This is a genomic window from uncultured Dokdonia sp. (assembly GCF_947496725.1).
Lineage (GTDB): Bacteria > Bacteroidota > Bacteroidia > Flavobacteriales > Flavobacteriaceae > Dokdonia.
Genome location: NZ_CANMDS010000002.1, coordinates 470,312 through 483,402, shown reverse-complemented (window position 1 = coordinate 483,402; position 13,091 = coordinate 470,312). Strand labels below are relative to the sequence as shown.

The following is a 13,091-nucleotide window of genomic DNA, read 5'->3' as shown; positions in this document are numbered from 1 at the left end:
AGGCTACTAAGTAACAACTATTATATCTGTTAATAAAATATATCTCGCCTTGTTGCGTGACTAGACATTTTGACTATTTTTGAGTTATGCAGTTAGACCAATACATAAGTGACCTTTTATACAGATATGAGTGTGTAATTTTACCAGGTTTTGGGGCTTTTTTGACTCAAATCCAAAGTGCGCAAATACACGCCACTACACACGCTTTTTATCCGCCTAAAAAGAAATTGTCATTTAATGCACAACTTACAGACAGTGATGGTTTACTGGCAAACTATATTGCAAAGACAGAGATGATTCCTCATAGTGAGGCGAGTAATCGTATTAAAACCTACGTGCGCTTTCTTTATGACAACCTGCATAAGGGAGAGTCACAAACGCTAACAAACATAGGTACACTATCTCTAGACACAGAGAGTAGATTACAGTTTGAGCCATCATATCACCTCAACTATCTTACAGATTCTTTTGGGCTATCTTCTTTTACCTCTCCAGAGATTATGCGAGAAGTTTATAAAGAAGAAGTTATTGCACTTGAGGAGACAACACCTATTGCTTTTACACCAGAACGTAAGGCAAGTAACTCTTGGCTTAAGTATGCAGCAGCAGCGGTTATCGCCTTTGGCGTTCTTGGAGCGGCTAGCTTTAACTATGTTCAAGATGTAAAAGAGCATAACTATGTGGCACAAGAGCAAGCAAGAGAGCAGCTAGAAGATAAGATACAAGAAGCGACTTTTGTTATCCCTAATCCTTTACCAGCTATACAGCTATCACTTACAAAGCCTGCAGGTAATTATCACATTGTAGCGGGCGCCTTCCGTATGGAAGAAAATGCCCAGAAGCGTGTAGACCAGCTTACAGAAAAAGGATATAAAGCTCGTACCATAGGGACTAACAAGTATGGACTGCATCAAGTAGTGTACGGAAGCTTTACAGACTCTCAAGAAGCACTTTCAGAACTTAGAGCAATACGTAAGACAGATAATCAAGATGCTTGGTTACTTGTACAAAGTATCGATTAATACTCTTTATACATTTTACTGTTTCCCTTTTCTACTTTGGTGTACCTTTGCGCCAAAATTGAATATCTATGGATTCACGCACACCAAGCGACTCAAAAACAATACTTACAGATCTTGTACTGCCAAGTGAGACTAACCCACTGGGTAATCTTTTTGGAGGTGAGCTACTTGCTCGTATGGATAGAGCAGCTAGTATTGCTGCAAGACGTCACTCACGTCGTATCGTTGTTACAGCATCTGTAAATCACGTAGCTTTTAATAGAATGATTGCTCTAGGGAGCGTTGTTACTGTAGAAGCAAAGATTTCTAGAGCATTTAAAACATCTATGGAAGTCATTATAGATGTATGGATAGAAGATCGCGAGAGCGGCCTTAAAACGCAAGCAAACGAGGCGATTTACACCTTTGTAGCAGTAGATGAGCAAGGGCAGCCTGTACCAGTACCTCAAGTTGTACCAGAATCTGATCTTGAGAAACAGCGTTATGATGCAGCCTTACGCCGTAAACAACTATCACTTGTGCTTGCAGGCAAGATGAAACCTGCAGAAGCAACAGAGCTCAAAGCATTATTTATATAGCATAAAAAAGCCTCCATTATGGAGGCTTTTTTTTATTTGTATCTATGGGCTATTACCACTTTTCTATTTCTTCTTTAATAGCCTCTTTTGTTTTTCCTGTTTTTTCTTGAATACGGCCTAGAACCTCATCCATCTTTCCATCTACAAAGGTCTCATCATTATCAAAATGCTTACCATATTTCTGTTTGAAATCTCCTTTTACTTGATTCCACTTTCCTTCTAATTCTGTCGAGTTCATAATATTTCTTTTTAAGTTCACCACTAAATTACTCACAATGAGATGTCTATTGTAATAAGAGTGTATTAAAAAGTGTTATGGTTGTGCTAAAGTTTGCAAGCCTAGTAAACACTAAAATTTTATACCTGTTCTTAATCTAATAGGGTGCGATAGCTCGTAGCTTACTGCAGGCGCAGCACTATTTTGATATACGGGTGCCATAAACTGAATACCTGCATCCCACTCTGGTGTAAATTGCACATCTATTCCCATAGTAGGGGCAAACTCTGTAAACATAAGCCCACTGGTGTCAAGTCCTCTCACTACTTGCCCTTGTACACCCAGGTATGCACTTATACCCTTTGTGGCTTGATATCTAAAAATAAGAGGAAACTCGACCACCTCGTCATTACCTACACGTGACCTTGATATCCCACCCTGCAAGCTAGACTTATAACCTAAAGATGTCCCCACAAGTAGCGTGCGTGTTTGATCATAAAATTCTTTATTAGGTTCTCCTACATTACTAGGTAGCGCACCTATTGCGTTGAGAGAAAAACGAGGTTCTGCCGTGGTTGTGGTGTTTTGAGCACTAATAATTGAAGCGCATAAAATTAAGAGCAAGAGGCTGAGATGTTTCATAGCCCTAAATTTAAAACTTATGTAACTCGCTTGTGTTAAGCTTATTACAAAAAATATAAATGAAATGCCAAATGATATTTAGAAGTACGCTTTCGCGAAAGCGTAAACCAGCAGCTATCGTCTACTTATCCACTGTGTAGGGTTGAGCTTGGTCTGGTTTTTACTTACCCTAAATTTAAGAATGCTCTTGCCCGTAAATGCATTACGAGAGACTTCACCTAGTGGCTGTTTAAGAGTTACTTTTTGACCTAGTTTTACTTTAATATTTTTAAGATTAAAATAGGTAGTAAGATAATCACCGTGCCTTATGATAATAGCAATGTTTGCTCCCTTTGCGTCTTGTATAGAAGTTACCTCTCCCTCAAAGATGGCTCTTACAGTAGCATTTTCTGTAGTTTCTATATCTACACCACTATTGCTTAAAGTTATCCCGGGTAAGGTAGGGTGTGCAGACTTACCGTAAGGTCTTACCACGCGGCCACGCTCTACTGGCCATATGAGTCTACCTTTATTACTAGAAAACTCTTTTGCGAGTGTAACCTCTGCTGGTGTGAGAGCAAATGTCTTACTGCTTGTAGATTTACCTGCTTTTTTATTACTAGCAGCAATAGCATCTGCAATGAGCTTATCTATCTGTCTGTCTATGCGATCTGCCTCCTTTTGTTTCTTTTTAATCTGAGCGATATAGGTACTAGACTCTTTACGTATTTCTTTTATGAGTAGGTCCTGGCGTTGCTTTTCTTTATCTAGTTCCTTTTTTGCCGTTCTATTTTCGGCAATTAGGGTTTCTTTGTCTGCTTTTTGCTTGACTAGTTTTTTATTAGTCTCTTGTATAAGTATTGTGCGTTCTTTGATTTGCTCACCTTGCTTCTTGCGGTAGTTTGCATACTGCTTCATATACTGTACACGCTTGTAAGCTTGCTTAAAATCTTCACTAGAGAGTAAAAACATCACCTTGCTTTGTCCACTTTTACTTTTATACGACTTGCGTATCATCTCACCATAATCTTCTTTTAATATGGCGAGCTCCTTACGGAGGTTTTCCATCTTTACGAGATTTTCATTAATCTCTCTTGACAATAAATTGGCTTGACTATTTGTAACTCGTATGAGATCTGAGCGTAGTCTTATCTGGGTGTCCAGATCTTCTACTTGGGTGAGGATAGATATTTCTTTTTTCTTATTTGTTTCGCGTAAGCGTTGCAACTGTCGCATTTCTCTTTTAAGAGCCTCACGACGCTGTTCTAGCTGCTTTTGCTTTGCAGACTGCCCAAAAGCTGCTTGCGTAGCAAAGAGCATCATAAAAACACTCAGAAGAGCTATATATATGCGCCTATCTCTTTGCATCTAGCTTTATTTCTTCATATCCAGAAGGAATACTAAACGGCATACGTACCTCTCCATCTAAATCTATATCACGAAACTCGATTTGTACCTGTGACTGGTTGCGACCATCATCTGCAAGAATATCTAGCGAAAATGGGAAGGTCTTACCACCTACCTCTTTGTAATTTCCATATGCGATATCTAAAGTCCCGTTACCATCTGTTTGCTCTATGCGCTGTTCTTGCGTGACAAAATTTTGAGTAGCAATCCCAAAGAAGATGAGTGCCTCCTTGAGTTGCTTTTTTGGTGTGACCTCATAACCCGTTTGCGTTTCTTTAAAGGTATACTTTCCCTCTCTTAGGTCATAAACAGTTTGTCCCGTAAGCAATCGCTGTAACTGATAAAAATCTATATCTACTCCTAAGTACTGACTAAGAAATGTAAAGTCTCCATCAAAATATTGATTATTGAGCTTGTCATAAAATTGTACCTTTTGTGGTGTAATCAAGGCGCGAGCACCAGAAAAACCAATGAGTGACGCGTTTAGCCAGATTTTTTTGTCTTTTTCTATGCGTATCGTAAGTGTTACTGTAGGCTTTGATCCTTTCTTATCTCTGTACTTTATCTTGGTACGGGCATCTAGCGTTTTATAAGTGAGTGCATTGTTGTAATACTCAGTTATAAGTCTTTTTGCAGAGACATCTTCGGCAGTGCTAGTACTCGCTGCTTTTTTTGCACCACAACTTGCGAGAGCTACTAATAAAATAATGTAAACGAGCTTTCTCATTATTATCCTTGCGCTTTTAATTGTTCTACTTTATTGTAGTATTTACTTGCTGTAGAAGCATTACCGTCTCCTTTATGTGCATCGCCTAGTTGCTGGTAAAAATCTATTTCCATCTTTACATCATCTATCACATAATCTACGCCTAGTTCAAGTTGATCTATGGCTGCTTTAAATTTACCTTGATTATTAAGTGCGACTCCATAAGTAAGGTATAGTAGAGGCTGTGATGGATAAAGGTCTAGTGCATTTGCAGCAATCTCTTCGGCATCTTTAAAGCTTCCAGAGTCCAAAAGTAAAAGGCTTGTGTTTTTAATAAGCTCGAGATTTTCTGGATCACTTTGTAAAGCTTTCTTTAGATATGGCAGTGCCTTATCCTTACTTCCTTTTTTAATGTAATAAGAGGCTAATTCTTGATAGATATTAGAATCTCCCACCTGTGTGTCAAAAACTGCAATGGCTTTTTCTAACTGCGGTTCATATTGTGGGTTACCGTTTACAAATAGCACAAAGTCATTAAGCACGCGATGCTTTGCTGCGGCACTCATACGAGTACTTTCCAGTACTTTTTGCATAGAGCTTATGGCCTCGTCTATTTTATTATCATTGAGATTAAACTTATACAGAGCTAGGTGTACCTCATCTGCATATGGGTTTACCTTTTGAAGTTCTAGAGCGGTTTCATAAGCTTTTTGCGTATTTCCTTGCTCGCTATAAAGCAATATGAGTTTAAGATACTCTGCTTCACTTTTAGGGTTTGAGGCTATATTTTTCTCTATAGCTTTTACCTGCCTAGATGTATCTCCAGAGAGTAGATACAATCTGTTTTTTAATCTATCACGATATATATCTGTACCTATTTCTTCATCAAGCTCATCTATAAGATCTAGCGCCTCGTTATATCTTTTTGTGCTTGTATAAATACGTGCAAGATCTTCTTTATACTGCACGTCAAAATTAATAAGATTTTTTACAGTAGTTTCTGCTGCATCATAATCTCGCTGCTGGAAGTAGACTTCATATAATGCTTCTAGTACATCTTCATTATTTGGCTCGAGTTCTAAAAACTTATTAAGATCTAAAGCAGCCTCATCATACTTTTTTAAGAATACGTGATTTTTACCTCGCTCAAAATATAAAATAGGATGACTAGATGGTGACATTGAGATACACTTGTTAAGCTCCATAATGGCACGCTCATAATTCTCAATTCCCTTTTGTTTTAATGCTTCAAAGAAAGATGTCTGAAAATCGTCTGAAACATTACCTAGGTCATCTACATTCTCATCTGCAAAGGGATTTGCTTCTTTTAAGAATTGCCCATACGCACGATCCTTTACTAGTGTAAAAGCGATCGTGAGTATGAGTATGTAGATTCCTTTTTTCATTAAATATGATTATATAAAACTTATTTCATCACCGTGTAATCCCCTAGACTTACGCGTGTGTGTTCTCCGTTATATTGTACTTTATTACCTATCATCGCTTCTGTCCACTGTGCGTTTTTTATCAAACTATCTTGCTGGATTAAGCTGTGACTTATGGTACTATCTTCAATAGTTGTGCCAGCTCCTATCGCAACACCTGGACCTATGGTACAATTTTTAAGAACTACGTTTTCACCTATAAAACAAGGCTCAATAATAGTTGAATTTTCATTTACCACTGAGTCTGCTATTAGTTGCTCTTCCTTCTCATCGTGTAAAAACTGTAACATCTTAGAATTAGTATCTATGGCAACCTCTTTATTACCACAATCCATCCACTCTGTAACGGTTCCAGTTTTGAAAATACGACCTTCTGCCATCATTTTCTTAATACCATCGTTAATCTGGTACTCACCTCCATTCATAAGGTTTTCATCAAGAACTTCTTGAAGCTTCTCTTTAAGAACGGCTACATCCTTAAAATAATATATACCTATCACCGCTTGATCAGACACAAAGGTTTCTGGCTTCTCTACAAGCTCTACAATCTCATCTTTCTCATTAAGTTTTACAACTCCGTAAGCTTCTGGGTTAGGCACTTTCTTAGTCCAGATTACACTATCTGCCTCAGGATCTAGTTCCAAGTCTGCGCGTATAAGCGCATCTGCATAAGCTATTACCGCTGGACCACTTAAAGATGGTTCTGCACTCATAATAGCGTGACCAGTTCCTAATGGAGCTCCCTGGCGATAAATAGATGCTTTTGCTCCAAGACTTTCTGCAAGCTCTTCAAGTTGTGCAATTACAGCATCACCAAAAAATGTAGGGTCTCCTAGTACAAAAGCAATCTCGTCTATAGGTTGCTTTAAGATCTTTGCAATATCTCGTACAAGTCTGTGTACAATAGGCGCTCCCGCTACAGGAATTAATGGTTTTGGTATGGTTAAACTATGTGGTCGCAATCTAGAGCCTAGACCGGCCATTGGTACTATTATTTTCATTTATATAAATTTTTCTATAATAAGGTTGCTATTATGTTGCTAGGTGTCATTTCTTATTTTACCCCTGTACTCCCAAAACCGCCTTCACCACGATCTGTGGTTGAAAGTTCTGTCACTTCTTCCCATTGTCCTTGCTCGTGCTTTGCAATGACCATTTGTGCAATGCGTTCACCATTTTCAATTGTAAACGGTTCATTAGATAGGTTCACAAGGATTACTCCCACTTCCCCTCTATAATCTGCATCTATGGTTCCAGGAGCATTGAGCACAGTCACGCCCTTTTTTGCAGCTAGGCCACTACGTGGTCTTACTTGAGCCTCTACACCTACTGGTAGCTCCATAAATATTCCCGTAGGAACAATAGCTCTTTCTAACGGTCCTATCGTGATTGACTCTGTGATATTTGCACGCAAATCCATTCCTGCACTAGCAATGGTTTCATAGTGAGGAAGTGCGTGTGCACTTTTATTTATAACCTTTATTTTCATTTGTTCTTCTTTCTAACTTATTCTCGTACTGAGATACTATTATTTTTTAATTACGCTTTCGCGAAAGCGTACTCATTTTCTTTTTGATATACGCAAGAGTAGCTCTTTTTCGCGGAAGCTTATTACACCAATCAATAATACGGTCATTACAGCTCCTACAAGATACAGTCTCAAGCTACCCACGCCAAAGTAATCTCTAAATCCATAAAAATATAGACTAGACAATGCGATACTTAACACGAGGTACAAAAGTATATTTTTTAGGTCATAAGGGATTGCTAAATGTTTGCGACCCATTATATATGATGTTACCATCATCAAGGTGTATGCTGCACAGGTAGCAATGGCACTGGCTAGATATCCTATTTTTGGGATAAGTAAGACATTTATCACTATGGTAAGTAATGCCCCTGCAACCGAAATATAAGCGCCATATCTAGTTTTATCTGTTACTTTATACCAGACGGACAGCGTTTGATAAACTCCAAAAAACAGGTATGCTACGAGTATAAGTGGCACAATATTCATAGCCTCCCAGTAAGCAGGGTCGTCTAGAAGGATTACTTTTACCACATCTACAAGTACTACATAGACAAATAGCGCAATGGCACCAAGAACCACAAATGCCTTTGTGATTTGAGCATACATATAATGTGCGTTTTCATTTTTTGCCTCGCTAAAAAAGAAGGGCTCTATCCCTATTCTAAAAGCTGTGGCAAACAGCGTCATCCCTATTGAAAGTTTATAACACGCACCATAAATTCCCACTTCACTCTCTGCAATATTTTCTGGTAGTAACTTTTCTAATAGAATCTTGTCAAAGGATTCATTTACAGCAAAGGCAAGACCTGCAATAAGTACGGGAGCACCGTAGGCAAGCATTTTTTTAAATAAAATCGTATCAAAAGACCATCTTGTAAAATAGGGCTTTATCACGATAAGTAGTATCAAAAAACTAGGTATGCAAAATGCAATAAATGCAAGCTCAATTTTATCTGTGGGTAAATAACTGTTTATACTATCTAACTGCGGTAACCACACAAGAAATACCACAGATAATCCTGTAGAAATAATAACGTTAAGTAACTTTATAAGTGCATAGCGCATACTCATATTTTGAGCTCGCATATATGCAAAGGGTATTACCGCAAGCGTGTCAAACGCTATGACTAAAATCACCCATCTCCAGTATTGCGCAGGAACATCAGATATACTTGAGAGTGCATCTATCCCAGTAAATGCTATAATAACAAATAAAATGGTAGACCCTAGCAAACCAAGTAAAGAGGTTGATAGTGTTTTTTTAGTATGCATTTCATCATTAAAAAACCTAAAAAAGGCTGTCTCCATACCATAAGTAAGCAGCACGTTAAAAATCATTATATATGAAAACACAATAGTCATCTCTCCAAAAGCATCTGTATCTGGCAAGTAACCAGTATACAATCGCGTTAATAGAGCCGTGAGAACTCTAGGCAAAACTGTTGCCAGGCCATAAATAAACGTGTGTTTAAAAAGATTTTTAAGAGCGCTCAAAGAGGAAGGAATTTATAGGCTAAAAATACAGAAATTAACCCTAGTATCTAGTAGCCATTTCCTCTTGGTCGTTGTTGTGGGTAGGCTTTTGAGTCGCGCTCCTTTATGTTAGACAAGATACAGTACTTCACAACCCCATTATCTTTATAGATAAGCCCTGCTTGATCATTTGTAAGGGCAAATGGAAATGTATCATTTACCACTGGAGGTGTATTTACAGCTTCTTCATTTGCATTATTAGACATCACAACATCCTGATCTAAGCCTTTATCTGTTCTAAACCGTGCAACATAACCTGTATTAGATTTCATAAGTCTACCTGCGCTTTCGCGAAAGAAGATTTTCTCCATTGTAATTGTTGAAGCTACCTCTGTAGGTATATAAAATTCAATACCCGTACCACCACCCTGCACACCGGCAACATACGTATTATAATGAGCGGCTACAGAAGCAAATGAAGGTGTGGACAAAGTCATTATTTCTTGATTTTCTATAGATGATGCAGACTTGCATTGCGTTAATAACAAAGAACTAACTGCTAGGCTCAAAACTGTAAATAGTTTATACATATGATGGTTGTTTATGAGTAATATACAAATCTCATTCCAAGATACGATAGTAAACAACAATTAGACTTCGTCTTACAAAAGAAAACCTCGAGATCATAGACACCTCGAGGTTTACACTCAAACCAAAATAATTGTGAAGAAAGAATTTAAATATAACTAGCTTCATCAATAAATAGGTGAAAACCGATAATCGTTTACTCTATTATCACCCGTAAAACGGGTCGATATTTTAAAAGAGACGCATTTAAAACGTACCTACATCACGTTTCAATTAGGCATAAAAAAATCCCGAATCAAATGATTCGGGATTTTTTTATAATGAAAGTAATTGCTACTTATTAGTTATTTAAAGCTTCTGCACCACCTACAATCTCGAGTATCTCGTTTGTAATAGCCGCTTGACGTGCTTTGTTATATTGCAACTTAAGCGCATCTCTAAGCTCTGTTGCGTTATCTGTTGCTTTGTGCATCGCAGTCATACGTGCACCGTGTTCTGACGCTACAGAGTCTCTTATACCTTTAAAAAGCTGTGTCTTTAATGCTTTAGGAATTAATCCCTCTACAATCTCTTCTTTAGACGGCTCAAAAATATAATCTGCAGTGGCAGTTGTTTCTTCTTGTACGGTTGCTACGATAGGTAGAAACTGCTCAGGAGTAACAATTTGCGTTGCTGCATTTTTAAACTTGTTGTAAATGATGTCTATACGATCATACTCACCAGCTTCAAAACGAGCCATTAAATCTTCTGCAATAGCTGATACGTTATCAAAAGTAAGATCATCGTAAATATCATTGTTATTTTCGATTACCTTAAAAGTCTTACCAAGTATAGCATCTGCTTTTTTACCTAAGGTTACTAGGTGCACTTCTTTGCCAGCATACTTTGCAGCAACACGTGCATTTACACCTTTAATAATGTTTGTATTAAAAGCTCCTGCAAGACCTCTGTTTGATGAAATAGCTACAATAAGTACCTTATTAATCTCACGATCTTCTGCGAGTTTGCTTCCAGAATCTCCTTCTAGCGTTGCACTTAAGTTCTGTAAAAGCTCAGTAAGCTTATCAGAATATGGGCGCATTGCTGTAATTGCATCTTGTGCTTTCTTCAACTTTGCAGCAGATACCATTTTCATAGCACTGGTAATCTGCATCGTAGAAGATACTGATGAAATTCTGTTTCTTATTTCCTTTAAGTTTGCCATCTTGTATAAATTCCCGTGTTTACAAGTAAGACTTGCTAGGCACGATTTGTCTTTAATTTTGACAAGTCTCCCGCTTGCGCGGGAGTTGTTGAATTATATTTTTCGCGAAAGCGAAATTCTACTAGTTATAGTTAGCAGATAGGTCTTTTGCTACTGCTACAAGTGTATCTGTAACTTCATCTGTAAGCTTTCCAGACTTAAGTGTATCAAGGATACCTCTGTGCTTTGCGTTTAAGAACTCGATATATTCTGCTTCAAATTCTTTAACTCTGTTTACAGGCACGTCACGTAATAAGTTTTTAGATCCTGCATAAATAATTGCAATTTGATCCTCTACTGTAAATGGCGTGTTTTCTGCTTGCTTAAGTATCTCTACGTTACGCTTTCCTTTTTCAATTACGTTAAGGGTAGCAGCATCTAGATCTGATCCAAACTTTGCAAACGCTTCTAGTTCACGGAAAGCTGCTTGATCAAGCTTAAGTGTACCAGATACTTTCTTCATTGACTTAATCTGTGCGTTACCACCTACACGTGATACCGAGATACCTACGTTAATAGCAGGACGTACACCTGAGTTAAATAAATCTCCATCTAAGAAGATCTGCCCATCTGTAATAGAAATTACGTTTGTAGGGATATAAGCAGATACGTCACCCGCTTGTGTCTCAATGATAGGAAGTGCAGTAAGTGATCCTCCACCTTTTACGATAGGTTTAAGACTATCTGGAAGGTCATTCATTGTTTTTGCAATAGCATCATCATTAATCACCTTTGCAGCACGCTCAAGTAATCTAGAGTGTAAGAAGAATACATCTCCAGGGTATGCCTCACGTCCCGGTGGACGACGAAGAAGAAGTGATACCTCACGGTATGCAACTGCTTGCTTAGATAAATCATCATAAATGATTAAAGCAGGACGACCTGTATCTCTAAAGTACTCTCCAATTGCAGCTCCTGCAAATGGTGCATATACTTGCATTGCTGCAGGATCTGATGCATTTGCCGCTACGATAGTTGTGTATGCCATTGCTCCAGCATCTTCTAGTACTTGTGCAATAAGTGCAACAGTAGAAGCTTTCTGTCCAATAGCTACATATATACAGTGTACTGGCTCACCAGCATCGTAAAATTCTTTTTGGTTAAGGATAGTGTCAATACAAACAGTAGACTTACCTGTCTGACGGTCACCAATTACAAGCTCACGCTGCCCTCTACCTACTGGTATCATAGCATCAATTGCCTTAATACCCGTTTGTAATGGCTCTGTTACTGGCTCACGAAAAACAACACCAGGCGCTTTACGCTCAAGTGGCATCTCATAAGTTTCTCCAGCGATAGGTCCCTTTCCATCAATAGGAAGACCTAACGTGTTTACCACACGTCCAGTAATACCCTCACCTACCTGGATAGATGCGATACGTTGTGTACGTTTTACGGTATCACCTTCTTTAATAGATGAAGAAGTACCTAAGAGTACAACCCCTACGTTATCTTCTTCAAGGTTAAGAACAATTGCCTCAAGACCGCTTTCAAACTCTACAAGCTCACCATATTGTGCGTTTGCAAGTCCGTAAATACGAGCGATACCATCACCCACAGTTAGTACTGTTCCTACTTCGTCAAGGGAAGCTGTTGCTTCAAAACCTGAAAGTTGTTTCTTTAAAATTGCCGAAACTTCTGCTGGTTTAACTTCTGCCATTTGATCTAAATTTATAAGTCCGCTTTCGCGAAAATTTTCTCATCTCACGATGAGCCGTTTATTTATAAACTGTTACTAAATTCTCTTTTTAACTTGCCTAACTGGCTAGCGATACTTGCATTGTACTGTGTATCACCTACTCTTAATACAAAACCACCTATGATGCTCTCATCAATCTCGTTTGTAAGAGTTACGTTCGTGCTTCCTGTAAGCTCTTTTACTTTTGCAAGAACCTTAGTCTCCAGTTCTGGAGTTAAAGCTACTGCTGTAGTTACTGTAGCACTCTCAATCTTATTGCTTTTATTGTACTCTGCAATAAAACTATCTGCCACACCACCTAGTAAATTTGCTCTACTATTATCTACAAGAACATCTACAAGACCTAAGGTCTCTTTTGTACCGTCTGTAAATACCTGACGTAATACAGCGCGCTTATCGTCTGCTTTTATTACAGGACTGTTTAAGGCATTGCGAAGTTCTTTACTTCCTTCAATAGTAGCCTTTACAGATTTCATATCATTTAAAACTGCCTCTACAGATCCATTATCTTTTGCAAGATCTAGTACTGCTTTTGCATATCGTATTGCTGCTCTACTCATA

14 protein-coding genes are annotated in these 13,091 nt (G+C 38.2%); 2 read left to right on the top strand and 12 right to left on the bottom strand.

The window, feature by feature from the left end; translation table 11 throughout:
* The first annotated feature begins 86 nt into the window (after window positions 1-86).
* Both Q0948_RS06025 and Q0948_RS06020 read left to right on the top strand, forming a co-directional pair.
* Window positions 87-1,022 carry an SPOR domain-containing protein gene (locus Q0948_RS06025; protein WP_298349889.1) on the top strand — a complete coding sequence of 312 codons (936 nt, stop codon included), beginning with the start codon at window positions 87-89 and terminating at the stop codon, window positions 1,020-1,022.
* Between the two features lie 68 nt (window positions 1,023-1,090).
* Window positions 1,091-1,600 carry an acyl-CoA thioesterase gene (locus Q0948_RS06020; RefSeq protein ID WP_035326344.1) on the top strand — a complete coding sequence of 170 codons (510 nt, stop codon included), beginning with the start codon at window positions 1,091-1,093 and terminating at the stop codon, window positions 1,598-1,600.
* A gap of 52 nt (window positions 1,601-1,652) precedes the next feature.
* Here the strand turns inward: Q0948_RS06020 and Q0948_RS06015 are convergent, their stop codons facing one another.
* The 12 genes from Q0948_RS06015 to atpH all read right to left on the bottom strand — a co-directional run bounded on the left by Q0948_RS06015 (window position 1,653) and on the right by atpH (window position 13,090).
* Window positions 1,653-1,838: a CsbD family protein gene (locus Q0948_RS06015; protein ID WP_298349886.1), complete on the bottom strand. Its 186-nt coding sequence runs from the start codon at window positions 1,836-1,838 to the stop codon at window positions 1,653-1,655.
* Between the two features lie 111 nt (window positions 1,839-1,949).
* Window positions 1,950-2,459: a hypothetical protein gene (locus tag Q0948_RS06010; protein WP_298349884.1), complete on the bottom strand. Its 510-nt coding sequence runs from the start codon at window positions 2,457-2,459 to the stop codon at window positions 1,950-1,952.
* Window positions 2,460-2,573: 114 nt separating this feature from the next.
* Window positions 2,574-3,806: a peptidoglycan DD-metalloendopeptidase family protein gene (locus Q0948_RS06005; RefSeq protein ID WP_298349882.1), complete on the bottom strand. Its 1,233-nt coding sequence runs from the start codon at window positions 3,804-3,806 to the stop codon at window positions 2,574-2,576.
* Complete coding sequence (locus Q0948_RS06000) at window positions 3,793-4,572, bottom strand: DUF4292 domain-containing protein (protein WP_298349880.1); 780 nt, start codon at window positions 4,570-4,572, stop codon at window positions 3,793-3,795. Before Q0948_RS06000 ends, Q0948_RS06005 begins: the two co-directional genes overlap by 14 nt.
* A gap of 2 nt (window positions 4,573-4,574) precedes the next feature.
* Entirely contained in the window at window positions 4,575-5,957 is a 1,383-nt protein-coding gene (locus tag Q0948_RS05995; RefSeq protein WP_298349878.1) for a tetratricopeptide repeat protein, read from the bottom strand.
* A 20-nt stretch (window positions 5,958-5,977) separates the two neighbouring features.
* Window positions 5,978-6,997: a sugar phosphate nucleotidyltransferase gene (locus tag Q0948_RS05990; RefSeq protein WP_298349876.1), complete on the bottom strand. Its 1,020-nt coding sequence runs from the start codon at window positions 6,995-6,997 to the stop codon at window positions 5,978-5,980.
* A gap of 53 nt (window positions 6,998-7,050) precedes the next feature.
* Window positions 7,051-7,485 carry a dUTP diphosphatase gene (gene dut / locus Q0948_RS05985; protein ID WP_298349874.1) on the bottom strand — a complete coding sequence of 145 codons (435 nt, stop codon included), beginning with the start codon at window positions 7,483-7,485 and terminating at the stop codon, window positions 7,051-7,053.
* A 72-nt stretch (window positions 7,486-7,557) separates the two neighbouring features.
* On the bottom strand, window positions 7,558-9,021 hold the full coding sequence (locus Q0948_RS05980; protein ID WP_298349872.1) for a polysaccharide biosynthesis C-terminal domain-containing protein: 1,464 nt from the start codon (window positions 9,019-9,021) through the stop codon (window positions 7,558-7,560).
* Between the two features lie 47 nt (window positions 9,022-9,068).
* On the bottom strand, window positions 9,069-9,590 hold the full coding sequence (locus Q0948_RS05975; protein WP_298349870.1) for a hypothetical protein: 522 nt from the start codon (window positions 9,588-9,590) through the stop codon (window positions 9,069-9,071).
* A 338-nt stretch (window positions 9,591-9,928) separates the two neighbouring features.
* Window positions 9,929-10,792, bottom strand: coding sequence for an ATP synthase F1 subunit gamma (gene atpG, locus Q0948_RS05970; RefSeq protein WP_035326320.1), 864 nt, complete (start codon window positions 10,790-10,792; stop codon window positions 9,929-9,931).
* 121 nt (window positions 10,793-10,913) lie between these two features.
* Window positions 10,914-12,491, bottom strand: a complete 1,578-nt coding sequence (gene atpA / locus Q0948_RS05965) for a F0F1 ATP synthase subunit alpha (RefSeq protein WP_035326318.1) — start codon at window positions 12,489-12,491, stop codon at window positions 10,914-10,916.
* Between the two features lie 62 nt (window positions 12,492-12,553).
* Window positions 12,554-13,090, bottom strand: a complete 537-nt coding sequence (gene atpH, locus Q0948_RS05960) for an ATP synthase F1 subunit delta (protein ID WP_035326316.1) — start codon at window positions 13,088-13,090, stop codon at window positions 12,554-12,556.
* Between the last annotated feature and the right edge of the window lies 1 nt (window position 13,091).